Origin of the sequence: Streptomyces sp. NPDC088157 (assembly GCF_044741545.1) — a bacterium.
Lineage (GTDB): Bacteria > Actinomycetota > Actinomycetes > Streptomycetales > Streptomycetaceae > Streptomyces.
Genome location: NZ_JBIUSU010000006.1, coordinates 93,602 through 118,247, shown reverse-complemented (window position 1 = coordinate 118,247; position 24,646 = coordinate 93,602). Strand labels below are relative to the sequence as shown.

Genomic DNA, 24,646 nt, shown 5'->3' with positions numbered 1-24,646 from the left:
ACCGGGCCGGTGGGGGGCGAGGTCTCCGCCTGCCCGGGCCCGCCCGGGTCGGACCCTCTGTCCGGTCCCGTCCCGGTCGGACCCCTCTGTCCGGTCCCGGTCGGACACCGCCCCCTGATCCCGGTGCGGGAGGCGCGAGGCCCGGGCAGGTCCGACGGACCGGGCCGAGCGCAGCCGGGTCCACATCGTGGAGGCGACGGCGGCCTCTGACGCCGAGCGAGGGGCGGAGCCGGCGTGGGTCACAGCCCGAACATGCCGGGATCCGTGGCCAGTTCCTTGAAGTAGTCCTGCGGATTGGCGACCATCCGCCGCTTCTCCAGGTCAAGTAACCCGCCGACCGCGCTGAGTTGGGCGGACACCGTGCCGTCGGTCTTGACGATGCTCTGCTCGATCCGGAACGTCTTGCCGCCGCCCCACTCGAAGACGCAGGTCACGTCGACCTCGTCGCCGGCCAGGAGTTCGCGCCGGTAGCGGATGGTCGTCTCCAGGGCGACCGGGCCCACCCCCTTGGCGACCAGACCCGCCTGGCTGATGCCCGCGGCCTGGAGCAGTGACCAGCGGGCGTGTTCCGCGTAGTTGATGTACACACTCTGGTTGAGGTGGCCCTGCACGTCGGTCTCGTATCCGCGTACGGTGATCCGGACGGAGAACGGCTCGCTCACGGTGTCCCCTTGTCGATGTCGGTGGCCTGCCCATCGATCTTGGCATGTCCCCTCACGCCCGGCGTGGGGAAGCCAGCAGATAGCGCGCTCTCGCCCGGGGGTCGGTGTGCTCGCCGACCTGCCAGCCCGCCTTCTCCAAGGTGGCCGCGCAGGCCCGCAGCGTCGCGTCGTCCGGCCCGTGCACGGCGACCGCCTCCGGCTGTGGTGTCGCCCGCACCCGGTAGCCGTCGGCGCCCTCCGGCCCGGCGGGGCGGTGGCCGGCCGCCTCCAGGGCGAGCGCGGCGGCCCGCACGAGGTGCGTGCGCTCCCAGCCGCAGGGCCGGTCCGTGCCCCCGTCCGGGTTGGTCATCCGGCGCAGCTCGAGCAGTCCCTGCCAGGCGCTGTGCACCTCGCGGGCCCGGGAGGGCGCGGCCGGCCCGGCGTTCTCCTCGCCGCCGACGCGCGCGGCGAACACACCGGTGTCCGCCGACGCCGGCTCGGGAGAAGCCCGGGGAGCGGCTTGCGGAGCCGGTCCGGGTGTGGCCTCGGGCGCTTGGACCGTCTCGCGTATCCGGTGCCCCGTCGGCGTCAGGAAGTGGTCGTGCGGCGGGCGCGGGTGCCGGAAGGCGAGGCCGTGCCGCACCAGGGCCGCCAACTGCGGCTGCGTACCCCGCAGCCGTCCGCTGACCGGGTCGGCGGCCTCGATGACACGCCGCTGGGCGGCGGTCGGCGGTCGGGTCACGGCGTGCTCCCTCCGAGTGCTGCCCCCGGCGGGGGCCTGGTCGAAGGCTACGACCCGGGTCTGACATTCCAGGCGGCGATCACCGGCCTCCCGTGCTCCGTGCCCAGTCGGCACAGCGTCCCCGTCGCCAGTTGGAACAGTGCTCCCGCCGACGCCGGCAGCCCGAGCCGGCGGGCGGTCAGCACCCGCAGGAAGTGCCCGTGTGCCACCAGCACCACACATCCGTCGGTGTCGGCGTGCGCCGCGTCGACCTGGGTCAGTACCCGGTCGGCCCGCTCGCCGACCTGCTCGACTGTCTCTCCGGGGTGGTCGGGCGGACCGGGCGCGACCCCGTCCGTGAAGAGGAACCAGCCCGGTCGCGTGTGCTGGATGTCGACGGTCGTGACGCCCTCGTAGGCGCCGTAGTCCCACTCCCGCAGACCGGCGTCGACCCGGACCTCGTGCAGTCCGATCAGCTCCGCCGTCTCCCGCGCGCGCTGTGACGGGCTCACCAACGCGGCCCCGACCCGGAGCGGGCGGATCAGCGGCAGCAGCCGCCGCGCCTCGTCCCGGCCGCGCTCGGTGAGCGGGACGTCCGTCGATCCGGTGTGCCGGCCCGAGCGGGACCATTCGGTCTCGCCGTGCCGCACGAGAAACAGGTCGCCCACGCGCGCGTGCCCCTTCCTGCCGTGCCTCTTCAGCACCGTGACACAGGACCTGGGCGCGCGCATGTCAGCGATCGGCGGCGCGGGCGGCGCGGGCGGCGCGGGCGGCGCGGGCGGCGCGGGGGAGGAGGCGGCCGGCGGGCCCGCCGGCCGCCCGGTCCGCCACGGACCCCACCGCCGCGCCCGCTACTGCCGGTACCCGCTCAGGAACCGTCCGATCCGGCCGATCGCCGCCTCCAGGTCGTCCGCGTACGGCAGGGTCAGGATGCGGAAGTGGTCGGGGGTCGGCCAGTTGAAGCCGGTGCCCTGGACGACCTGGATCTTCTCCCGCAGGAGCAGGTCCAGGACGAACTTCTCGTCGTCGTGGATCTTGTGGACCTTGGGGTCGATGCGCGGGAACGCGTACAGCGAGCCCTTCGGCTTCACGCAGGACACGCCGGGGATCTCGTTGAGCTTCTCCCAGGCCACGGTGCGCTGCTCGTGCAGGCGGCCGCCGGGCGCGGTGAGCTCGTGGATGGACTGGCGGCCGCCGAGCGCCGCCTGGATGGCGTACTGCGCGGGCGCGTTGGCGCACAGGCGCATGGAGGCCAGCATGGTCAGGCCCTCCAGATAGTTCCTGGCGTGCTGTTTCGGGCCGGTGACCACCAGCCAGCCCGACCGGAAGCCGGCCACCCGGTACGTCTTGGACAGGCCGCAGAAGGTCAGGACGACCAGGTCGGGGGCGAGCGCGGCGACCGAGTGGTGCACGGCGTCGTCGTACAGGATCTGGTCGTAGATCTCGTCGGCGAAGACCATCAGGCCGTGCCGACGGGCCAGGTCGAGGATGCCCTCGATGATCTCCTTCGGGTAGACCGCGCCGGTGGGGTTGTTGGGGTTGATGATGACGACGGCCTTGGTGCGATCGGTGATCTTGGACGCCATGTCGGCCAGGTCCGGATACCAGTCGGCCTGCTCGTCGCAGAGGTAGTGGACCGCCTTGCCGCCGGCGAGGGTCGTGACGGCCGTCCAGAGGGGGAAGTCGGGGGCCGGGATGAGGATCTCGTCGCCGTCCTCGACCAGTGCCTGTACGGCCATCGAGATCAGCTCGGAGATGCCGTTGCCGAGGAAGACGTCGTCGACGCCGACCTCCAGACCCAGCGTCTGGTAGCGCCCCGCCACCGCGCGACGGGCCGAGAGGATGCCCCGCGAGTCGGTGTAGCCGTGCGCCTGGGGGAGCATCCTGATCATGTCCTGGAGGATCTCCTCCGGCGCCTCGAAGCCGAAGAGCGCGGGGTTGCCGGTGTTCAGGCGCAGGACGCTGTGGCCCGCCGCCTCCAGTGCGTCGGCGTGCTCGATCACCGGGCCGCGGATCTCGTAACAGACCTCGCTCAGTTTGTTCGACTGCCGGAACTCCATGCGCGCTCGCCCCTCCGGTTCGTGTGTTGCTTGGTTTTACCAAGTTCCAGCTTGGAAAGTCCAACGACATGTCTAGACTGCGTGCCATGTCACCTCGCCGAAGCTACGACCAGTACTGTTCCGCCGCCCGCGCGCTCGACTCCGTCGGCGACCGCTGGACCTTGCTGATCGTCCGGGAGCTGCTCGCCGGTCCGCGCCGGTACACGGACCTGCACGCCGATCTGCCGGGTGTGAGCACGGACGTGCTCGCCTCGCGGCTGAAGGACATGGAGCGGGACGGGCTGACCACCCGGCGTCGGCTGCCTCCGCCCGGTGCGGCCTACGTGTACGAACTCACCGCGCGCGGGCGGGAGTTGCTGCCCGTACTCCAGGCCCTGGGGAAGTGGGGCGAAGGCGAGCTGGGTGAGCGTCGGCGCACCGACGCCCTCCGCGCGCACTGGTTCGCGCTGCCCCTGCTGCGCGGGCTCGAAAACGGAGGGGCCGGAGGTGCGGGGCTCGTCGAGGTCCGGCTCGACGAGGGGGACTTCCATCTGTACGTCGGCGCGGAGGGCGGTCCCGTCTACGGCGACGGGCCCGCGCCCGGGGAGCCCGACGCGCGACTCGTCCTCGGCGTGGACACCTGCACGGCGGTCGCCCAGGGTGAGCTGAGCGTGCTGGAGGCGGTACGCGCCGGACGGATCGAGGTCGGCGGTGACGGCACCCTGGCCAAGGCGCTGCGGGAGGCGTGACGGCCGGCCCGGAGGTACGGCCGGGGCGAGACGGACGGCCTGGCGGACCGTATGTCGGGCGCCATGCCGGACCGTATGAGGGACCGCGTGGCGGACTGTATGCCGGACCGTATGAGGGACCGCATGCCGGACCCCATGGCGGACTGTATGAGGGACCGCGTGGCGGATTGCATGCCGGACCGTACGCCGGACCCCATGGCGGACCGCATGCCGGACTGCTTGGCGGACCGTATGAGGGTCCGCATGCCGGGCCGAAAGGGCAGAAGGCCCGCCGCTGGGGTGCGGCAGGCCTTCTGATGGAGCGGCAATTCGCGGTCAGGCGCCCGGCGGTACCTGTCGTGGCCGTCCCGACCCCCGGGTCAGCGTGTATCCGCCGATGCCGGCGAGTGCGGCCAGCACCGCGCCGATCGCGGTCCACACCCAGCGGTCGGACCACCAGCCGGAGGCCCAGCCGTCGTCGGGCTCGATGCTCGACAGGACGGCCGAGGCCGACGAGTCGCCCTCCTCCTCGGGAGCCTCGACCGCGATGCCCGGAACCAGCGGCTTCGCCAGCGAACCGTCGACGGCCGCGGCACCCCCGATGTCCTTGGAGTCCACCCGCAGTTCGGTGCTGACCGGCAGGCCCAGGTCGGCCGCCTTCAGGCCGAGGGCCGTCAACCGGACGTAGTACGTGCCCGGCAGCGGGTCGTCGGCCCACGGCTCCGACCAGGCGCGGACCGTGCGCAGCACACAGGCCAGCTCCACCGAGGCCGTGCCCTGGGCGGCGGTGCGCGTCTGGGCGCCGTACTGGCAGGCCTGGCGGCGCCGCAGACCGTCGTACACGTCGACCTGCCAGGTCTGCGTGGTGTGGGTCTCGGGCAGCTTCACCGTCGCCTTGACGGTGGGGCGTTGGCCGGAGTCCGCCGGGAACGACCAGTAGAGGTAGTCGCCCGCGGAGCCGCTCGCCGTCGCCGTCCGGCCCTGGTCGATCTCCGTCGCCGTACGGAACGACGTGCCCGCCTCGGTCGGGGCGGAGCTGTCGTCGGACGGGCTCGCCGTCGGGGTGGAGTCGGCCGCCGCCGGGGAGGCCGCCGGACCGAGCGCCAGCCCGAGCACCGGCCCGAACGCCAGCAGGGCGCCGCTCAACACACGTGTGATACGCATCAGTTGGTCCTCCAGACCGCGACCCGCCAGCGAGACACCCAGCCCCACAGCACACCCGCGAGGAAGCCGAACAGCACCAGGACGCCCAGCAGCCACCAGCCGCGCCCGAGGCCGAAGGAGGCCACGTCGCTCGCCTGCGACGGGCCGTCGACCACGTCCACGGTCAGCTCCAGCGGCATGCCCGGCGTGGTCTTCACCCCCGGGGCCGCCGAGTAGGAGTTGGTCACCTGCACGCACACCGTCTCGGCGGGCGCCTCGTCCTCGTCGCTCTCCGCCTTCGGGTAGCGCAGACCGGTCGAGATGACGTCGGTACGGCCGTTGCCGGCCGCCTCGCCGCGCACGATCTCCCGGCCGTGCACCGTGACCGCCCGCAGCAGCACCCCGTAGTCGGGGTTCATCGTCCGGTCCGCCGACACGCTCACCGAGGCGCGCAGCTCCTGGCCCGGCTCGACGTCGACCTTGTACCACCGCTCCTGGCCGAATTCCTCGTGGTCGGTGTACAGCCCGGACTTCAGGGCCGGCGCCTTGGCGCAGGAGGCCGCGCCCTCGGTGGCGACCGGTGTCACCACGGGGTCGGCGGCCCGGTCGACCAACTGGTTCACCCGGTCGGTGAGTTCGTCGGTGTGCTCCACCGAGGTGTAGGTGCCGCCGGTCGCCTCGGCGATGCAGCTGAGCTGCTGTCGCATCTTGACGTTGGGCACCAGGCCGAGGGTGTCGATCGTCAGACCGATGCCCTTGGCCGCGATCTCACGGGCCACCTCGCACGGGTCGAGCGGAGCGCAGGTGTCCTCGCCGTCGCTGATCAGCACGATGCGCTTGGAGCCGGTGCCGCCGTCGAGGTCGTCGGCCGCCTTCAGCAGGGCGGGACCGATCGGCGTCCAGCCGGTCGGCGACAGGGTCGCCACCGCCGTCTTGGCCTCGGTCCGGTCCAGCGGGCCGACCGGGTAGAGCTGCGCGGTGTCCTTGCAGCCCGTCTTCTGGTCGTCGCCCGGGTAGTTGGCGCCCAGGGTGCGGATGCCCAGGAGAACGTTCTCCGGGGTCGCGTCCAGCACCTCGTTGAACGCCTGCTTGGCCGCGGCCATCCGCGTCCCGCCGTCCATGTCCTTCGTCCGCATCGAACCGCTGACGTCGAGGACCAGGTCGACCTTGGGCGCGGTGGCGGTGGTCTCGTCGGCGACCGCCCCGGCCGGGAACGCGATCCCGGCCGTGAGCGCGGCGAGCAGGGCGCAGACGCCCGCCGCCAGCCGTTGTGTTCTGATCATCGGCGGATCCTATTGATCAGAAGCGTCCCGCCACAAAACGGCGGGGGATCCGGTGGTCGATCCGGCCGCGTGACCGATGGCGGATCCGGTCGGTGAGCGGGCCGGTGACCGGAAGGCCAAGGACCAGTCAGACCGCGTACTCGCTCAGCGGGTTGGGCAACGCGGCCCACTGGTCGCCGGGTGCCCCCGCCGACAGCCGCATCAGCGTCAGCGCCTTCGTCGGAAGCGGTTCCTCGCACAACGCCACGAGGTCGGGCGAGCGCGGGAGATCCCGTACGGCCGTCTCCAGGGCCGCCCGCAGGGTCTCCCGGTTCCCCGCCGTCCCGGCCAGCGATCCCGCCACCAGCGAACCGAACAACTTGCGCCGCAGCGCCGTCACGTCGTCCGTGCGGATCCGCTCGGGCAGTTCGTCCGGCAGCGGGACGCCGTGCCGGGCCAGCCGGGCCGGGCTGACCCGGATGTCGGCCAGGTCGCGGTAGACCAGCCGCAACGGGGCGCCCGAGGCCGAGAGCACGACCAGCAGGTTCTGGCCGTGCGCCTCCAACGCGACGCCCAGCTCCAGCAGCCGCAGCCCGACGGTGAGCGCGAGACGCGCGAAGCCCGCCAACCATCCGGGTGAGCCGGGCAGTTCGGTGCCGGCGAGCGCGGCCACCGGGACGACGTGTTCGCCCGGGGCCCCGAACACGCGCGGCGACTCCCGGAACACGGCCGCCAGATCGGGGGAGTTCGCGGTGGCCGCGCCCAGGGTCCGGGTCATGTGCAGCAAGCCGTCGGTGCGCGGAGTCAGGGTCTCCGCGAACGCCGAGAGGGCCGCGGAGGCGGCGATGGAGCCGACCGAGATGTCCCGGACGGAGGACGTCAGCCGGGTGCTCAGGGCGGTCTTGACATGCGGACCGCCGGGCAGGGCCAGCGTGCGCAACGACATCAGCGGATGCGCGCCCACCCCCTGCTCACACGATCGCTTGAGCACATGCGCCGCCTGCCACGGGTGGACCGGGATCACCAGTCGCGACCCGTCCCGCAGCTCCGGCGGCCACTCGCCCGACACCAGGCACTCACCGGCCGGCACCGGCAGCAGCCCCAGCCGCACCGACGGCCGGTGCTCGGGTCCGTACGCCAACTGCTCGGCCACCGAGAAGCCGGGCCGCGCACGGCAGTTGGGATGGTACGGATGCCCGTCGACCACCCGCTGCTCCCACTCCCAGTCGTGCACCGGCCACTCGCCCGGATTCCTCAGGGAGGTGCTGCCGGGCTCCTGTCCGGCCCGGGACAGCGCCAACGACGCGACACTGTGGCCGAGTTCGGCGGCGAAGCCCGTACCGTGCGGCACCGCAAGCGCCGTCATCAACAGCACGGGATCGTCGTAGGCAACCCCGTCCAGCCGGACGTCCGTCACATAGGCGGCGGTCGCGTACGGATCCGCGCGCGGGCCGTGCAGACGGCGGCCGTCGCGCAGCCGCAGCAGGCTCTCCTCGCCGGACTCCTCCCGTCGCGCGATCCACGGCAGCGGCTCGTGGACGAGCGCCCGCCACAGCCGGGTCAGCACGGCCGCCCTCGCCCCGGGCAGCGCGGTCGTGAACCGTGGGCCGAGAGCGGGGCGTACGGCGGCCAGTTCCGTGGCCAGCTCGGCCTCGGCGGTGGGGGGAGGGTGCACGGGTGGGCTCCTGAGGGTGCGGGTACCACGTCACGGAGGGGCCGTGACGACGCGATAATGATCGTCTCCGCCCGGAAGAACCGTAGGGAACCAGGGAACCAGTGGATCGCGTGGACCTCATCCCCCCGCCCGCCGAGGCCACGGCGTCCGCCGTGGGCATCGCCGAGCGCGCCGACGCCTGTGCGGCCGCGCCGCTGCTCAACTGTCTGTTGCGGGAGGTCGCCGAACCACTGCCGCGCCCACCGGGGAGCGACGTCCGACCCGTGTACCGGCTGCCGGGCGGCGAGGGGGCGTCCGGCGACGGCGGGCCGTCCGGCGCCGGGCGGCTGCTGCGGGTGCGTGGCGGTCGGCGGCCCGCAGAGCCCGAGGTGTACGCGGCGGGTGCCTGGCGCCGCCTCGGGCACGCCGGGCTCGTAGAACTGGTCGCCGAGGTACTGGGTGCGCACACCGGGCTGTCCAATCACGAACTGCCCGCCGAGATGACCGACAGCAGGGACGCGGTGGCCGCGATGCTCACCGCACGCGCGCGTGCCACCCCGCCGGCCGGCCGCTACCTGCGTTCCGAGCAGTGCCTCGTCACCGGCCACCCCCACCATCCCGCCCCCAAGGCGCGCGGCGGCGGACCGCCGGCCGGCTGGCTGCCGTACGCCCCGGAGGCCCACGCCCGCTTCCCGCTGGTCCTGCTGGGCCTGCGCGAGGACGCGGTCGTCGAGGAGGGCGACGCCTCCGCGCTGGACGCCCTCGGTACGGCCCCGCCCGGCTACCGGCTGATGCCCGCCCACCCCTGGCAGCTCGACCTGGCCGGCCGGGAGCTCGCGCCCGCCTTCGCCGACGGCCGCCTCGTCCGGCTCGGCACGACCGCCTTCGAGGCCTGGCCGACGTCCGCGGTGCGCACGCTCTACGCCCCCGAGCGGGACCTGTGCCTGAAGTTCAGCCTCGACGTCCGCATCACCAACGACATCCGCCGGTTGTGGCGCCACGACCTGCTGAAGCTGCGCCGGACCGACGAGGCGGTGGTCCGGGCCTTCGAGGCGGGCGCCGGCCCGGCTGCCCGCCCGCCGGCGGTCTGGCTGAGCGACCGCGGCTACCGCACCGCCGACTTCGCCTTCGAGGAACTCGCCGTCCTGGTCCGCGACGGGCTGGAGGGTGCACTTCTGCCCGGTGCGACCCCGCTGCTCGCCGCGGGCCTCGTGGAGGGCTTCGACGGCAGCCCGCTGGCCACCGCGCCGGACCCGGCGGCCTGGTGGCAGGCCTATCTGGCGGTCGTCGTCCCCCCGGTGCTGAACGCCTTCGCCGACCACGGGGTCGTCCTCGAGGCGCATCTGCAGAACACGCTGGTCGCCGTGGACGCCGACGGCACCCCCGTGCAGGCGCTGTTCCGGGACGCCGAGGGCGTGAAACTGCTGCCGGACGTGGAGCGGGCGGCCGGCTGGGAGCGGCTGGTGTACTGCCTGGTCGTGAACCACCTGTGGGAGGTCGGGGCGGCTCTCGCCGAGGGTCACCCCGGCCTGGACCCCTGGCCCGCCGTGCGCCGCGAACTGGCCCGTCACGACCTTCCCGAGGCCGCCGCCCTGCTCGCCGCGCCCACAGTGCCCGGCAAGACGAACCTGCTGCTGCGCTGGACGGGCGCGGACGGCGCCGACGCCCGCTATCTGCCGCTGCCGAACCCTCTCCTCCGGTGCGGCGAACCAGGGGCACGACAGCGCGATCAGTAGATAAGGTGACCCTAACTTTACCTGGTGGGGCGTCGGTTCGCTGAGCGCTGCCCGTCGCGGATGGAGGCTCTCATGGCGGACTACGCAAGCGCCGGGCACGGGTTCCCGGGAGCAGAGCCGCTCCCGGCGGCCGTACTGACACTCGACCGGGTGCGGCTCGGAGCCGGCGGGCCGCTCACCCGGGTGCGGGTCGCGGACGGCAGGATCACGCATGTCGTCGCGGAGACGGAGACCGGCGGACGGGCGGCGGGGGCCGACGGCGGGCGTGTCCTCGATCTGGACGGGCGGGTGCTGCTGCCGGGCCTGTGGGACGCCCACGTGCACATGGCGGAGTGGGCGAGCGCCCGGCACCGGCTGGACCTCGCCGGGACGACCTCCGCCCGTGCGGTGGCCGACCTCGTGCGGGACGGCGGCGGCGCGGCGCCCGACGGCACGGTTCTCTTCGGATACGGGTTCCGGGACGGGCTGTGGCCCGACGCCCCGCACAAGCGGCTCCTCGACACGGTCCTGCCCGACCGGCCGGTCGCCCTGGTCAGCGCCGACCTGCATGCCGCGTGGCTGAACTCGGCCTGCCTCGCCCTCGTCGGCCGGGGCGACCATCCCACCGGTCTGGTCAGGGAGACCGAGTGCCACGAGGTCCTGTCCGCCCTGCCCAAGGCGCCGGCCGCGGTGGTCGACGGCTGGATCGCGGACGCCTGCGAGGCCGCCGCCGCGCGCGGGGTCACCGGCGTCATCGACTTCCAGTACGGCGACACGGTCGCGGACTGGGAACGGCGCTCGGCCGCGTTCCGGCCGGCCGTGCGGGTGTCGGCCGCGGTCTATCCGAGCCGCCTGGACGCGGCCGTGGAGCGTGGACTGCGCACCGGGGACGAGGTCGGCGCGCGTGGCGGCCTGGTGCGGGTGGGCCCGCTGAAGCTCTTCACCGACGGCTCGCTCAACACCCGTACCGCCCTGTGCCGCGACCCCTATCCGGGCCTCGAGGGCACGGACGGGTCGCACGGTATCGAGGAGACCCCACCGCGCGAGCTGGTGCGGCTCATGCGGCGGGCCGCCGCGCACGGCGTCGAACCCGCGGTGCACGCCATCGGCGACCACGCCAACACGGTGGCCCTGGACGCCTTCGAGGCGGTGCGCTGCCGCGGCCGGATCGAGCACGCGCAGCTGCTGAGCCCCGAGGACCTCCCGAGGTTCGCGCGGCTGGGCGTCACGGCGGGAGTGCAGCCCCGGCACGCGACGGACGACCGTGACGTGGCGGACCGGCACTGGGCCGGACGCACCGGACGCGCCTTCGCCTACGCCGACCTGCTCGCCGCCGGGGCCCGGCTGGAGTTCGGTTCCGACGCCCCGGTCTCGCCGCTCGACCCCTGGCTCGCCGTCGCCTCGGCCGTGGGCCGCACCGATGACGAACGCCCCGCCTGGCACCCGGAGCAGCGCCTCCGCGTCCCGGACGCGCTGGTCGCGGCGGCCCGGGGGCGCCGGCTCATCAGGGTCGGGGACCCGGCCGACCTGGTGGTCGTGGACGTGGATCCGGCGGAGGCCGACACGGACACCCTGCGCGCCATGCCGGTGCACGCCACGATGACGGACGGCCGCTGGACCCACGGGCCGTACTGAGGCCGACCGGCGATCGGAGGGCGGGAGATGTGCGTGTCGGACCCCGCGACGCCGCCCTTTGACCGCCGGTCGGTCGTAGACGGCGTGCGCAGTCCGCGGGGTCTCCGGCCGTGGCGGCGGCCCCGGGCCGGGAGGGACCGTATCCGCCGGGCCCGGGGAGTCGTGGCGGGTCAGACCGTCGCCCTTGCGGCCCGTACGCACCGGTGTCTCGCAGGGCGAGGCGACTCACCGGTCCGCGGTGTCGTGTACGCGGCCGTCACACAGGCGCGGGCGCAGACACCGTCGGCCCGCCGGGTGCCGCGGGCCGGTGTGCTTGAGTGGGGCGCGGCGACCGCCCTGGCCCGGCGGCGCACTCGCGGCCGTTGGCTCACTCCCCGGAAGGAAACCGGACGTCGTGCACGTACTGATCCTGGGCGGGACGACCGAGGCCCGTCGCCTCGCCGAACTCCTGGCGGCGGACGCCGTGCCCGGGCTGAGCGTGACGAACTCCCTGGCCGGCCGGGTGACCGCGCCCCGACTGCCGCCCGGCGAGGTACGCGTGGGCGGCTTCGGCGGCGCCGACGGGCTGGCCGCGTGGCTGGGCGAGCACGAGGTCGACGCGATCGTCGACGCCACCCACCCCTTCGCCGGCACCATGAGTGCCCACGCGGCGAAGGCGGCCGCCACCGCGGGTGTTCCGCTGCTCGCGCTGCACCGCCCCGGCTGGACCCCGGTGGCGGGCGACCTCTGGCACGAGGCCGGTTCCCTGGCAGAGGCCGCGGAGCTGCTGCCCTCCCTCGGCCGACGGGTCTTCCTCACCACCGGGCGTTTGGGGCTGGCCGCTTTCGCCGCCCTGGACGACCTCTGGTTCCTCGTACGGTCCGTCGACGCGCCCGAGGCACCGGTCCCGTCCCGCACGGAGGTGCTGCTCGACCGCGGGCCCTTCACGCTGGACGGGGAGCGCGAGCTGCTGCGCCGCCACCGGATCGACGTGGTCGTGACCAAGGACAGCGGGGGAGCGGCCACCGCGCCGAAACTCACCGCCGCCCGCGAGGCGCGGCTGCCCGTGGTCGTGGTGCGCAGACCGCCGGTACCCGCGGGCGTCCGGGTCGTGACGGGACCGGAGCAGGCACGGGACTGGGTGCGGGAAGCCGGAGAGCGGCGCACTGTCGCGGGCGCCGACTGAAGACACGACCGCGTCCGTCCTCGCGCCGCTCCCGTCGTCGGCTGGTTCGTCAAGGAGCCGGGAATGAGCGGGGCATGGCCGACAGGAGCGCAGGGGGCCGGTGCGGAAACCGGCCCCCCGCACAGGGTCAGCTCTTGCCGAGGAGCTTGTTCATCTCGGAGATCTCGGCGGTCTGCGCGGTGATGATGTCGTCGGCCATGGAGGTGGCGGGCTCGTAGTCGCCCTTGCTCTTCTCGGTGGTGGCCATGTCCACGGCGCCCTTGTGGTGCTCGATCATCATGGTGAGGAACATGGTGTCGAAGTCCGCGCCGGACGCCTTGTCGAGCTTGTCCATGTCCGAGCCGTCCATCATGCCGGGCATACCGGACCCGGCCCCGTGGTCCATGCCGGGCATGGATTCGGCGGCGCTGTCGGAGGCGGCCGGGACGTCCTCGCCCCAGGACGTCAGCCAGCCGCTCATCGTCTTGATCTCCGGGTCCTGTGCCTTCTCGACGCGCGAGGCGAGGTCCTTGACCTGGGCGGAGGAGGCCCGGTCGGCGGCGAGCGCCGCCATCTCCAGGGCCTGACGGTGGTGCGGGATCATGCCCTGCGCGAAGGTCACGTCCTGCGCGTTGTGCGCGCCGTCGGTGGCGCCGGCCGTGTTGCCGGCGCTCGCGGACGACGACGCGGAGCTGTCGCTGCCCGCGTCACCGCTACTGTCGCTGCCGCCGCCGCAGGCGGCGAGGGTGAGCGCGGCGGTGACGGCCACGGCCCCGAGGAGGGCACGGCGGGTCAGGGTACGGGTGTTGCGCATGCTGGAACTCCTGCTGTGTGTTCTGCGAAGGCGATCTGGACGTGCCGAGGCGCACCGCGTCGCTGTGCCGTGGACGTGGTGCGGTGGGGTGTCTAGATCCGCAGGAGCTGGAGTTCCGCCAGTGAGGGTGGCGCGCGTGCGCAGTCCGGGGCCCCGGCCCTGAACGAGCGGACCGTGTCCGCACGAGCGGGGGCGGTCACGGGGTCGGGGACCAGGGCGGGCTGGGCCGGTGTGCCGCTCAGCGCGGCCGCCACGCAGGTGGCGTCGGCGTGGTGGAGATGTCCTCCGCCACAGTCCCCGCCGTCTCCGGAGCACCCGTCATGAGCGCTGACCGCGCTGACCGCGGTGGTCGTCGGGTGCGGCGGACCGGCGTGCTCGTGAACCGCCCCGCCGGGAGCCAGGGCGTGCATCGCCAGCAACCCGGCCAGCAGCCCGAGAACGAGCAGCGCCGTGGGGCCCCCCCCCCCCGGGGGGGGGGGGGGGGGGGGGGGGGGGGGGGGGGGGGGGGGGGGGGGGGGGGGGGGGGGGGGGGGGGGGGGGGGGGGGGGGGGGCGGGGGGGTGCGGGGCGCGGGGGGGGGGGGGGGGGGGGCCCCCCCCCCGCGGGCCCCCCGCCCCCGGGGGGGGGGGGGGGGCGGCCGGCCCCCCCCCCCCCCACCCCACACCGTGTTCAGAACGCCAGCACCAGCGAGGCCACCGCGGGGGCCGCGTAGACCAGCGGGAACGGCAGGTGCGAGAACCAGCGGGCCCGCGCCACGGTGACGGCGGCGCCGAGGAAGTACAGGACCAGACCGATCGCGGCGAGCACGCCGACCACGGGCACGAACAGCCCGGCCAGCAGACCGACCGCGCCCGCGGCCTTGGCCGCGCCGAGCCACGGCCACCACGAGCGCGGCACTCCGTAGTCGGCCAGCGGCTTCAGCGTCCACTCGGCGCCGAGGAAGATCGAGGCGGCCGAGAAGCCCGCCATGACGGCTCCGACCACGGTGACGACGACGTATGCGGTTGACATCTCAGCAACTCCTCAGGGGGTTTCCTGGCGTTCCTTCACCCCCCTGACACGGTGCGCCGCAAGAGTGTGACAGCCGCGGGAGCCGCTTTCGATGTGAGGGCGGTCACTCGAGGCGAGCGGCGACCAGCCACTTCGACGGCAGCTCGACGAGGGTGCCGTCCGGCGCGAACTCGGTGGTGACAAGCGGCAGTTCGCCCGAAGCCAGGACCGTGAGTCCGGCGCTGCTCAGATACGTGGGCACCGCGTCGTCGGCCACCTCGCCGGGGGCGATGCCGTGCCGGAAGATCGGCGCGAGTTTCGGCGGCGGACCGGCCGGGTTCTGCGCCAGAGCGCCGAGGACGGGGCGGGCGGCCTCCGACAGTTCGACGAGGAAGACCCGGCCGCGTTCCCCCGCCAGCGCGGCGATGCCGTCCACCAGCGGCTGCCGGTCGTCGGGCTCGCACTGGTGCAGGACGCCCCTCATGTAGACGTTGGCGTCCCCGAGTTCGGCGTGCAGCGTCTCGCCCGCGCCCTTCTCGGTCGCGTCCAGCAGCCGGTACGTCGCCTGTCCGGCGGGATCGGCGCGGCGGGCGTGGTCGAGAGCCGCGGCGGACAGGTCGGCGCCGACCACATGCGGGAACCGGTCGGCGAAGTACCGGGTCTGGGTGCCGTTTCCGCAGCCGAGGTCCACCAACGCCAGTCCGGGATAGGCGAGATGGGGCTCGAACAGCGCCAGGTGGAGGGCTGCGGTGACCTTCGGGTCCGCGTCCCAGAACACGCCGCCGGGTTCGCCCGGAGCCTCGCGCCAGAAGCCCTCCCACGCCTCCAGGTAACGACTCGTCACGCTCATGCACAACTCCCCAGAATGCAAGGCCGATCCGCCGCGAGTGACGGGCGAGTACGGTCTATCGCTCCCCGGTCGGCGCGACAAGCGTGGTGCGCATTCCTTCACGCCTCGTTCGAGATCCGTCCGCCGTCCCGCAGGTCCGGGTCGGCCGTGCTCAGCGGCGCGGAAGCGTCAGCTCGAACCACACGGACTTCCCCGCGCCCGTGCGGCTGGTGCCCCACTCGCGGGCCAGCGTGCTGACCACGCGCAGCCCCCGCCCGGACTCGTCCCCGGGTCCGGCACTGAGCAGGGTGGGCAGTTCGTGGTCGTCGTCCTCCACCTCGCACAGCAGTGTGTCGCCGCGTACGAGGCGCAGGGCCACGGGGGTCCGGCGGGAGTGCCGTACGGCGTTGGTGACGAGCTCGCTCACCATGAGCTCCGCCGCGTCGGCGAGTGTCGCCAGGCCCCAGCCGTGGAGCTGTTCGCGGACCACCGCGCGGGCCCGGCCGACCTCCGCCGGGTCGAGGGGGAAGCGCCATTCGGCGACGTCGTCCGGCGCGATGCCGTTGAGGCGGGCCAGGAGCAGGGCCACGTCGTCCTTGCGGCCGCCGCGGGTGTTGAGGGCGCGGATGATGGTGTCGCAGGCGTCGTCCATGGAGGCCGCCGGGTGGGCGGCGGACTCGCAGAGGGTCGCGAGCCCCACGCCGATGTCCTCGCCGCGCACCTCCACCAGCCCGTCGGTGCACATCACCAGCCGGTCGCCCGGCTCCACCCGCACCCGTACCGCCTCGAAGGGCACTCCGCCGACGCCGATGGGCGCGCCGGTGGGCAGCTCGAGGAGCTCGCTGCGGCCGTCGACGGCACGCACCAGCACGGGTGGGATGTGGCCGGCGTTGGCGAGGTGCAGCTCGCCCTCGATCGGGTCGTAGACGGCGTACAGGCAGGTCGCGAGGTAGGTGTCGCCCAGCCGTTGCGCCAAGTCGTCCAGATTGCGCAGGAGTTGGGCGGGCGGCAGGTCGAGGGCGGCCATGGTCTGCACGGCCGTCCGCAACTGGCCCATCATGGCGGCGGAGTTGAGGCCGTGCCCCATGACGTCGCCGACGACGAGGGCGGTGCGTGCGCCGGGCAGCTTCACCGAGTCGAACCAGTCGCCGCCGACCCGCCCCAGCAGGGTGCCCGGCAGATAGCGGGTGGCGATGTCGCAGCCCGCCATGCGCGGCGGGATGTGCGGCAGCATGCTGTCCTGGAGGGTCTCGGCGACGCTCTCCTGGTAGGTGTACATGCGTGCGTTGTCCAGCACGAGGCCCGCGCGGGCGGCGAGTTCGGCGCCCGTGACGCGGTCCATGTCGTTGAAGAGGGCGCGCTCGGGGTGGCGCAGCAGGATCATGAAGCCGAGGACGACGTTGCGGGCCTTGAGCGGGACGACCAGCATGGAACGGCCGGTGATGAGAGGCCGGATGTCGCGTTTCTCGAACTGCGAGGCGATGGCGTGGCCCATCTGCTCGCTGATGCGGGGTACGAGGACGGGCAGGCCGGTGGTCATGCACTGGAAGAACGGGGTGTGCGCGGGGAACGGCATGGCCTCGCCGACGGGTACGACGTCGTCCCAGCGGCCGGGTTCGTCGGTGTGCTCGACGGCGACCCGGTGCCACATGGTGGTGGTGTCCGGCACGCCGTCGGGGAATCCCTCGCCGGCGACGACCTGTTCGCGCAGATAGGTGCCGGCGACGTCCGTGAAGCGCGGGACGACGGCTCTGCTGACCTCGAGGATGGTGCGGGAGAGGTCCAGGGATGTGCCGATGCTGCCGCTGACCTCGTTGAGGAACTCCAGCCGCTCGCGGACGGCGACGTACTCGAGGTCCTCGCGCTCGTCGGCGAGCTCCTGCGGTATGGGCGCCCCTTCGGCGGCGGCGCGGGCGGCCCGCTCACGGCGCGCTCTGCGCTCGACGCGCCGGGCCACGCCCCAGTCCGGGGTGACGGGCACCCGGTCGTTCTGGCTGAACTCCAGTACGGGATAGCCGAGTTCGAGGACCTGGGCGACGATGCGGGCGCTTTCCCCGACACTCATGCTGGGCAGGATCTCGGGCAGTCGGCGGGCGAGTTCCGAGGCGCCGGGGAAGTCGGTGTGCAGGGCGAAGGCGGGCGCGATGCGTTCGACGGCCAGCGGGTCGGCCGGGTCGTCCTGGCGCAGTCCCTCCGCGTCGGCGGCCAGCACCAGCAGCCGTTCCGTGCCGGGTCCGACCAGTGGGTAGGCCCACCACAGCACGTCGACCCGGCCTCGGTCGCGGTCGGGCACGGTCAGCCGGGCGCGGCCTGCGGCCGGGTAGCCGAGGCCGCGGTCGAGGGAGGAGTCGAGGCCCGGCCCGAGACCGTCGTAGGCCGCGTAGTCCCCGTATCCCCCGTCGATGAGGTCGTCGTCCGGCTCGGGGAGCGCGCCGGAGACGGGGAGCAGGTCGATCGCGGGCTGACCGATCGCCTCTTCCTTGCCGACTCCGAAGAGCCGGCGTGCGCCGGTGCTCCAGTGCGAGACGAGACCCTCACGGTCCACCACGACCACGGCCAGCGGGACGCGCCCGGGGTCTGCGGACCCTCCCCCGCCCTCGGGACGGGGTTGCTCCCGCCCCGCTTCGCTCGCCGCGTCGCCCACGCCACTGCCGGCTCCGCGGCTGGGAGGTGCGTCCCTCTCGGTGCCACGGTCCATGGCCCAGGCCCTCTCTCCCAGAGCTGTGCAAGATCTGTCCCGCCGTCACCACCGTACGGCGCGTGTCCATCGGCATGTGCGGCAATCCTCGAATTGGTTTCAGCGGGGCGCGCCGGGGTAAGCCGCACGTCCCGGCGTCCGTTCCCGACGCGGTCAGTCCTCGTGGCCGAGTTGCAGGTCGCGTTCGGTGCGCCCGCCGCCCGCCATGTGCAGGACGGTGGCGACCGGCGGGTAACCGGCGGCGATGACGGTGTACTCGCCGCAGGACAGGTCGACGAAGCGGAACATGCCTTCCGGCCCGGTGATGAGCGTGTCCACGACGTTGCCCGCAGCGTCCAGCAGGGTCACGCGCGCGTCCTCGACCGGTCTCCCGCCGCCGGCTCGGACCGTGCCGCGCAGCAGGGCGCCGCCCGCGAGTTCGACGTCCTGGCGGGTCTCGCGGGAGGCCTGGACGCTGACCGGCAGGGCGGCCGGGCGGTGGGCGGCCGCGCTGGCGGCGAGGGTGTACTCCCCGGCGACCAGCTCGGTGATGACGTAGCCGCCCTCGCGTCCGCTGCGAGTGCTGGCGACGACCTCGCCGTGGACGTCGGTGAGGGTGACGGTGGCCTCCCGCACCGGGGTGCCGTCCGCGGTCACGACGCTCCCGGCGAGGCGTCCGGCGCCGCCGAGGACGATGTCCAGCTCGACGGGGCGCTCGCCGACGGTGACGGAGACGGCCTGCGGCTGGTGGCCCCCGGCGGCGGCGATCAGGACGTACGCCCCGGAGCCCGGCGCCGACAGCGCGTACCGCCCGTCCTCGCCGCCGGCGCCCCGGCCGGTCTGCCGTCCGCTCACGTCGATGAGCGTGAGCGCCGCGCGGGCCACCGCCGTCCCGTCCGGGTGCCGCACGGTGCCGCGGACGGGGATGCCCGCGCCGTGCGGCGCCCGGAGCGGGTGGGCCTGCGGGATCGCCGTGCTCTCCGGCGGGGTCGGCGTTTCGGCGGCGTGGTGGGACACCAGCGGTTTCTCCTCGAGGAAGAAGGCGATGACCAGGCCGAGGGCCAGTACCGGTACGAGGTAGAGGAAGATCCTCGGCATGGCGTCGGCGTAGGCCCGGATGTAGGCGTCGCGCAGCGCCGGGGGCAGGGCGTGGACGAGCTGCGGGGTGAGGGACTCGGGGTCCGGGAGGCCGCCGCCCGCTCGGGCGGGCAGGCGGGCGTGCAGGGCGTCGGTGAGCCGGTCGGCGAAGAGTGTGCCGAAGACCGCCGCGCCGACGCTGCCGCCGATCTGCCGGAAGTAGTTGTTGGCGCTGGTGGCGGTGCCGAGGTCGGCGGGGCGTACGGAGTTCTGCACGGCGAGGACGAGGACGGGCATCACCAGGCCGATGCCGGCGCCGAGCACGGCCATCCACAGGCTGTACTGGAGCCGGGGTGTGTCGACCTCCAGCCGGGACAGCAGCCACATGCCGAGGACGGAGAGGGCGCTGCCGAGCACGGGATAGATCTTGTATCGGCCGGTGTGCGTGATCAGTTGCCCGGAGAGCACCGAGGCGACGACGATGCCGCCCATCATGGGCAGCATCAGCAGCCCGGACTCGGTGGCGGTGGCTCCGTCGACCATCTGGAGAAAGGTCGGCAGATAGCTGGCGGCGCCGAACAGCGCGATGCCGGTCACCAGGCCGACCAGTCCGGTGACGTCGAAGACGGAGTCCTTGAACAGCCGCAGGGGGATGAGGGGTTCGGCGGCGGCACGTTCGGCGGCGAGGAACAGTGCGGTCGCGGCGGCCGCTCCCCCGCCCAGCCCCAGGATGACGCCGGAGTCCCAGGCGTATTCCGTGCCGCCCCAACTCGTCAGCAGGACCAGGCAGGTGGAGGCGGCGGCGAGCAACAGGGCGCCGAGGACGTCGAACCGGGGTTTCGCGGTCGGCTTCGGCAGCTTCAGCACGACGGTGACGACGGCGAGGGTGAGAAGGCCGAAGGGGACGTTGACGTAGAAGCACCAGCGCCAGGAGAGGTGGTCCGTGAAGTAGCCGCCGAGCAGCGGTCCGGCGACCGAGGCGAGGCCGAAGGCGGCGCCGATGAGGCCCATGAACCGGCCGCGCTGCCGGGGCGGCACGATGTCCGCGATGATCGCCTGCACGCCGATCATGAGTCCGCCGGCGCCGACGCCCTGGACGGCGCGGAAGGCGATCAGCTGGTCCATGGTCCCCGCCCGCCCGGCGAGCGCGGAGCCGATGACGAAGACGACGATCGCGAACTGGAAGACGCCCTTGCGGCCGAGGAGGTCGCCGAGTTTGCCGTAGACCGGCAGTCCGACGGTGGCGGTGAGCAGGTAGGCGGTGATCGCCCAGGACATCCGGTCCAGGCCGTGCAGCTCGCCGACGATCTTCGGCAGGGCGGTGGCGACGATCATCTGCTCCAGCGCCGCGAGGAGCAGCGCGAGCATCAGGGAGAAGAAGACCAGTCGCACCCGGCGTCGGCCGGGTTCCGTCGCGGTGGCCGGCGCCGGAGGCGGGTCCTGTGCGGGAGCCGCCGTGACCGGCTCGTCCTGTGCCAGCGTGGTCCCGCCCATGTGCCGCTCCCCTCGTCGCACCTGCCACACAATTCCCGCGTAAAGCGACAACTACGAGCAAGCGCGACGAGTTACGGGGCCATCCCGGTCACAAGGGAGATCCACTCGAACCGGTGAAGGAGCCAACGCGCGGGGAGGGCACGGGGGTTGGTCTACTTCTCGACCTCGGCGGCCAGGTTGGCGAGGATCAGGTCGTAGATCCGGTTGAGGCCCTTGGGCGCGAACGTCTTCTCGAAGAAGCCGCCGACGCCGCCGGCGCCGTTCCACGTGCTGGTGACGACGACGCGGGACCTGCCCTCGCCCGCCGGGGTGACCCGCCAAACGGTGACCATCGAGGAGTTGCGGTCCTTCTCGACGAGTTCGCCGTCGGTCGGCTCGGCGACCTCCAGGAGGCAGTCACGGACGCGCTTGCTGGTGGCCTGGAGCTTCCAGTGGACGAGAGTGCCCTCGCCGTCGCCGCCCTCGCGCACCTCGTACTCACTGAAGTGCTCGGGCAGCAGTTTCCCGCGCGCGCCGCTGTAGTCGGCGATGGTGTCGAACACCTTCTCCGGGTCCGCAGCGACGACCCGCTCGGTGGTGGCCTCGACCTGCGCCATGGGGTTCCTCCAGGTCCGTGTTGCTCAGGGTTGTTCGGGGTTCCTCAGGTTCGGGGCAAGCCAACCACCCCGGTCCACGGCCGCCCAAATCGGGGTCCCGGAAGCGCCTAGGAAGCGATCGCGGGGCGATCGGAAACGGCTGACGAAAGGTCCGTCGCACGATCATGGGAACAGATGTTCTATTGTGGGGGCAGTGCTACCGAGGAGGCGTCATGCGCTGGGAGAACCTCACCGTGGAGTCCCGCCACGACCGGCCGGCGGACGCCGCGCTGTTCGGCGCGGACGCGGTCACGACCAGGACGTTCGACACGCCCGAGTTCGCCGGCATCACGTTCCACGAGATCCGGGCCCGCTCCATCCTCAACCGGGTGCCAGGAGCCTCCCGGATGCCGTTCGAGTGGACGGTGAACCCCTACCGCGGCTGCACGCACGCGTGCGTGTACTGCTTCGCCCGCAAGACGCACAGCTATCTCGACCTCGACACCGGGATCGGCTTCGACACCCAGATCGTCGTCAAGGTGAACGCCCCGGAGCTGCTGCGGCGCCAGCTGGCCTCGCCCCGCTGGCACGGGGAGCACGTCGCGATGGGCACGAACGTCGACTGCTACCAGCGCGCGGAGGGCCGCTACCGGCTGATGCCGGGCATCCTGTCCACCCTGCGCGACCGCGCGAACCCGTTCTCGATCCTGACCAAGGGCACCCTGATCCTGCGCGACCTCGACGTGCTGCGGCAGGCCGCCGAGGTGACCGACGTCGGCGTCTCGGTCTCCGTGGGCTTCACCGACACCGAGCTGTGGCGCACCGTGGAGCCGGGCACACCGGCCCCCCAGCGGCGCCTGGACGCCGTGCGGACCCTCACCGACCACGGCATCGACTGCGGGGTGCTGATGGCGCCGGTGATCCCGTTCCTCGGCGACGAGCCCGCCCAGCTGCGCGCCACCGTGCGGGCGATCGCGGCCTCCGGGGCCACCTCCGTCACCCCGCTCGCGCTGCATCTGCGCCCCGGCGCCCGCGAGTGGTTCATGGCCTGGCTCGGGCAGCACCACCCCCATCTGGTGCGCCGGTACGAGCGGCTGTACGCGGACGGCGCCTACGCACCCAAGTGGTACCAGCGGCGGATCACCCGTCAGGTGCACGAGCTGGCCGAGGAGTACGGCATCGGCCCCACGCGCGCGGCGATGCCCCGCCGGATCCCGCCGCCCGAGGCCGAGCCGGTGGCGGAGCCGACCGGGGCGGGGCCGACCCAGCTCTCGCTGATCTGAGCGCGTTCGAGCGGATCCGGCGACCCGAACGGGTCAAACAACGCCGGAACAGGTTCTGCCGGACGCTCTTCTCGGGACGATGCGGCGAGGGCCGTGACCTGCGCGGTCCGGCCGTCTCCGGCCTCTTCGTCGTCCCGGGAGCACTCCATGAACCAACGCGCAGCCGTGCTGTGCGCTGCCGCCGTCGTCGTGGCCGGGACGGTCACGGCCGTACCCGCCGGCGCCAGCCCGTCGCACTCCGCGGAGCCCGCCCGCGCGGCGGCGCTCAGCTGGAAGGGCTGCGCCACCACCGCTCAGCCGAAGCTCCAGTGCGCGTCCCTGGAGGTGCCGCTCGACCACGAGCAGCCGGGCGGGAAGCAGATCACGCTGGCGCTGTCCCGCGTCCCGCACACCTCGAAGACGTACCAGGGCCCGTTGCTGGTCAACCCCGGCGGCCCCGGCGGCCGGGGGCTGAGCCTCGCCGGATTCGTCGCCTCGGCGCTGCCGAAGGCCGTGTCGGCCCAGTACGACGTCATCGGCTTCGACCCGCGCGGGGTGGGCAGGAGCACGCCCGCGCTGGACTGCCGGCCCGGCCACTTCGGCTCCGTCCGCCCGGACTCGGTGCCGGCCACCGAGGCGATCGAGCAGGCGAACGTCGCGCGCGCGAAGTCCTTCGCCGCGGCCTGCGCCAAGAAGTACGCGAGCGTGCTGCCCCACATCGACACGCTCAGCACCGTGCGGGACATGGACGCGATCCGTGCCGCGGTCGGCGCGCGGCAGCTGAACTACTTCGCCTACTCGTACGGCACCTATCTCGGCGCGGTGTACGCCAAGCTCTACCCCCAGCGGGTGCGGCGCCTGGTCCTGGACTCGATCGTCGACCCCACGGGTGTCTGGTACGAGGACAACCTCGCCCAGGATCTGGCCTTCAACGACCGCCACCGCGCCCTGATGGCCTGGATCGCCAAGTACGACGAGACCTACAGGCTCGGCACCGACCCGGCCCGGGTCGAGACCAAGTGGTACGCGATGCGGGCGGCCCTCGCCGAGAAGCCGGCCGACGGCCGGGTGGGCGCCTCGGAGCTGGAGGACACCTTCCTGCCCGGCGGCTACTACAACGGCTACTGGCCCCACCTCGCCGAGGCGTTCGCGGCATACGTGAACGGCAAGGACGACGGCCCGCTGGTCGAGGCGTACGAGAACCTCGCCGCCGTCGACGCCGCGGGGGACAACGGCTACAGCGTCTACACCTCGGTGCAGTGCCGTGACGCGTTCTGGCCGCGCGACTGGGACGAGTGGCGGAGGGACAACTGGTCGATGTACGAGAAGGCGCCGTTCATGACCTGGAGCAACGCCTGGTACAACGCACCGTGCGCGTTCTGGCCGACCGAGCCCGCGGGACCGGTGAACGTCATCAACGGCGAGCTGCCGCCGGTCCTGCTGTTCCAGGCGACGAACGACGCGGCCACCCCGTACGAGGGCGGTGCGACGGTCCACGCGCTGCTGCGCGGTTCCAGCCTCGTCGTCGAGGAGGGCGGCCAGAACCACGGCATCACGCTCAGCGGCAACGCCTGCCTGGACAAGCACCTCGCGGCATACCTGACCGACGGCACGGTGCCGCGCGGGAGCGGCCAGGTCGACGCGGTGTGCAAGGCCCAGCCCGAACCGAAGCCGCCGGCCGCGAAGGTCGCGGCCCGCAACGCCCACGGCTCGACGCTGCACGGGCTGCTGGGGTTCCGCGGCTGAGCGGTGACCGCCGACCCGTCGGGGGCGTTGTCAGACCCGTGGTCCACCATGGACGCATGAGCGAACTGACCAGGATCTCCGCCCCCGACGGAGTCGCCGCGGCGGCCCAGTACAGCCATGTCGTCATGGGCACCGGCCGTTTCGTCGCCGTCGCCGGTCAGCTCCCGCTCGACGAACACGGCAGACCGGTCGGCGAGGGCGACCCGCAGGCCCAGGCCCGCCAGGTCTTCGAGAACCTGGGCCGCTGCCTCGCCGCGGCCGGGGCCACCTTCGACGACGTCGTCAAACTCACCTACTTCGTCACGGACATGACCCACATGCCGGCGATCCGCACGGCCCGCGCCGCGCACATGGCCGACGACCGCCTCCCCGCCGCCTCGGCCGTGCAGGTCGCCGCGCTGGTCCGCCCGGAGTTCCTGATGGAGATCGAGGCGTTCGCGGTGGTGGACCGACGGCCGCCGCGTTCGTACGCCGGGCCGCCGCCCACAAGCCTGTAGCCGC

21 protein-coding genes are annotated in these 24,646 nt (G+C 73.3%); 7 read left to right on the top strand and 14 right to left on the bottom strand.

Going from position 1 to position 24,646, the window contains the following annotated elements; genetic code table 11:
- Positions 1-239: 239 nt before the first annotated feature.
- From ACIPFH_RS24550 to ACIPFH_RS24535, 4 genes are all read right to left on the bottom strand, one after another.
- Complete coding sequence (locus tag ACIPFH_RS24550) at positions 240-662, bottom strand: acyl-CoA thioesterase (RefSeq protein ID WP_401829403.1); 423 nt, start codon at positions 660-662, stop codon at positions 240-242.
- 52 nt (positions 663-714) lie between these two features.
- Positions 715-1,383: a hypothetical protein gene (locus tag ACIPFH_RS24545; RefSeq protein WP_401829401.1), complete on the bottom strand. Its 669-nt coding sequence runs from the start codon at positions 1,381-1,383 to the stop codon at positions 715-717.
- Between the two features lie 47 nt (positions 1,384-1,430).
- Entirely contained in the window at positions 1,431-2,030 is a 600-nt protein-coding gene (locus ACIPFH_RS24540) for a histidine phosphatase family protein (RefSeq protein ID WP_401829399.1), read from the bottom strand.
- Between the two features lie 183 nt (positions 2,031-2,213).
- Positions 2,214-3,422: a pyridoxal phosphate-dependent aminotransferase gene (locus ACIPFH_RS24535; RefSeq protein WP_401829398.1), complete on the bottom strand. Its 1,209-nt coding sequence runs from the start codon at positions 3,420-3,422 to the stop codon at positions 2,214-2,216.
- 86 nt (positions 3,423-3,508) lie between these two features.
- Here ACIPFH_RS24535 and ACIPFH_RS24530 point away from each other — a divergent pair, with 86 nt between their 5' ends.
- Positions 3,509-4,150: a winged helix-turn-helix transcriptional regulator gene (locus tag ACIPFH_RS24530; protein ID WP_401829396.1), complete on the top strand. Its 642-nt coding sequence runs from the start codon at positions 3,509-3,511 to the stop codon at positions 4,148-4,150.
- Between the two features lie 315 nt (positions 4,151-4,465).
- Here ACIPFH_RS24530 and ACIPFH_RS24525 read toward each other — a convergent pair whose 3' ends face one another.
- From ACIPFH_RS24525 to ACIPFH_RS24515, 3 genes are all read right to left on the bottom strand, one after another.
- Positions 4,466-5,293 carry a hypothetical protein gene (locus ACIPFH_RS24525; RefSeq protein WP_401829394.1) on the bottom strand — a complete coding sequence of 276 codons (828 nt, stop codon included), beginning with the start codon at positions 5,291-5,293 and terminating at the stop codon, positions 4,466-4,468.
- Positions 5,293-6,555, bottom strand: coding sequence for a VWA domain-containing protein (locus ACIPFH_RS24520; RefSeq protein ID WP_401829392.1), 1,263 nt, complete (start codon positions 6,553-6,555; stop codon positions 5,293-5,295). Before ACIPFH_RS24520 ends, ACIPFH_RS24525 begins: the two co-directional genes overlap by 1 nt.
- 127 nt (positions 6,556-6,682) lie before the next feature.
- Entirely contained in the window at positions 6,683-8,209 is a 1,527-nt protein-coding gene (locus tag ACIPFH_RS24515; RefSeq protein WP_401829391.1) for an IucA/IucC family protein, read from the bottom strand.
- A gap of 101 nt (positions 8,210-8,310) precedes the next feature.
- Here ACIPFH_RS24515 and ACIPFH_RS24510 point away from each other — a divergent pair, with 101 nt between their 5' ends.
- The 3 genes from ACIPFH_RS24510 to ACIPFH_RS24500 all read left to right on the top strand — a co-directional run bounded on the left by ACIPFH_RS24510 (position 8,311) and on the right by ACIPFH_RS24500 (position 12,703).
- On the top strand, positions 8,311-9,924 hold the full coding sequence (locus tag ACIPFH_RS24510; RefSeq protein WP_401829388.1) for an IucA/IucC family protein: 1,614 nt from the start codon (positions 8,311-8,313) through the stop codon (positions 9,922-9,924).
- A gap of 72 nt (positions 9,925-9,996) precedes the next feature.
- Complete coding sequence (locus tag ACIPFH_RS24505; protein ID WP_401829386.1) at positions 9,997-11,538, top strand: amidohydrolase; 1,542 nt, start codon at positions 9,997-9,999, stop codon at positions 11,536-11,538.
- Between the two features lie 394 nt (positions 11,539-11,932).
- Positions 11,933-12,703 carry a cobalt-precorrin-6A reductase gene (locus ACIPFH_RS24500; RefSeq protein ID WP_401829384.1) on the top strand — a complete coding sequence of 257 codons (771 nt, stop codon included), beginning with the start codon at positions 11,933-11,935 and terminating at the stop codon, positions 12,701-12,703.
- A gap of 127 nt (positions 12,704-12,830) precedes the next feature.
- Here ACIPFH_RS24500 and ACIPFH_RS24495 read toward each other — a convergent pair whose 3' ends face one another.
- From ACIPFH_RS24495 to ACIPFH_RS24465, 7 genes are all read right to left on the bottom strand, one after another.
- Positions 12,831-13,496, bottom strand: coding sequence for a DUF305 domain-containing protein (locus ACIPFH_RS24495; RefSeq protein WP_401829383.1), 666 nt, complete (start codon positions 13,494-13,496; stop codon positions 12,831-12,833).
- Between the two features lie 92 nt (positions 13,497-13,588).
- Positions 13,589-13,924: a DUF6153 family protein gene (locus tag ACIPFH_RS24490; protein ID WP_401830211.1), complete on the bottom strand. Its 336-nt coding sequence runs from the start codon at positions 13,922-13,924 to the stop codon at positions 13,589-13,591.
- A gap of 240 nt (positions 13,925-14,164) precedes the next feature.
- Complete coding sequence (locus ACIPFH_RS24485; protein ID WP_401829380.1) at positions 14,165-14,506, bottom strand: DoxX family protein; 342 nt, start codon at positions 14,504-14,506, stop codon at positions 14,165-14,167.
- Positions 14,507-14,609: 103 nt separating this feature from the next.
- Positions 14,610-15,335, bottom strand: a complete 726-nt coding sequence (locus tag ACIPFH_RS24480) for a class I SAM-dependent methyltransferase (RefSeq protein WP_401829378.1) — start codon at positions 15,333-15,335, stop codon at positions 14,610-14,612.
- 151 nt (positions 15,336-15,486) lie between these two features.
- Positions 15,487-18,012, bottom strand: a complete 2,526-nt coding sequence (locus ACIPFH_RS24475; RefSeq protein ID WP_401829377.1) for a SpoIIE family protein phosphatase — start codon at positions 18,010-18,012, stop codon at positions 15,487-15,489.
- A 153-nt stretch (positions 18,013-18,165) separates the two neighbouring features.
- A complete protein-coding gene (locus ACIPFH_RS24470) occupies positions 18,166-20,562 on the bottom strand; it encodes an MFS transporter (RefSeq protein WP_401829375.1) in 2,397 nt (798 codons plus the stop codon).
- Positions 20,563-20,714: 152 nt separating this feature from the next.
- Positions 20,715-21,158 (bottom strand): SRPBCC family protein, encoded by a 444-nt coding sequence (locus ACIPFH_RS24465; RefSeq protein ID WP_401829373.1) that lies wholly within the window; start codon positions 21,156-21,158, stop codon positions 20,715-20,717.
- Between the two features lie 212 nt (positions 21,159-21,370).
- Here ACIPFH_RS24465 and ACIPFH_RS24460 point away from each other — a divergent pair, with 212 nt between their 5' ends.
- From ACIPFH_RS24460 to ACIPFH_RS24450, 3 genes are all read left to right on the top strand, one after another.
- A complete protein-coding gene (locus tag ACIPFH_RS24460; protein ID WP_401829371.1) occupies positions 21,371-22,420 on the top strand; it encodes an Rv2578c family radical SAM protein in 1,050 nt (349 codons plus the stop codon).
- A gap of 147 nt (positions 22,421-22,567) precedes the next feature.
- A complete protein-coding gene (locus ACIPFH_RS24455; protein WP_401829369.1) occupies positions 22,568-24,145 on the top strand; it encodes an alpha/beta hydrolase in 1,578 nt (525 codons plus the stop codon).
- 56 nt (positions 24,146-24,201) lie between these two features.
- The gene (locus ACIPFH_RS24450; protein WP_401829367.1) at positions 24,202-24,642 is read left to right on the top strand and encodes a RidA family protein; all 441 of its coding nucleotides are present in this window, start codon (positions 24,202-24,204) and stop codon (positions 24,640-24,642) included.
- Positions 24,643-24,646: the final 4 nt, after the last annotated feature.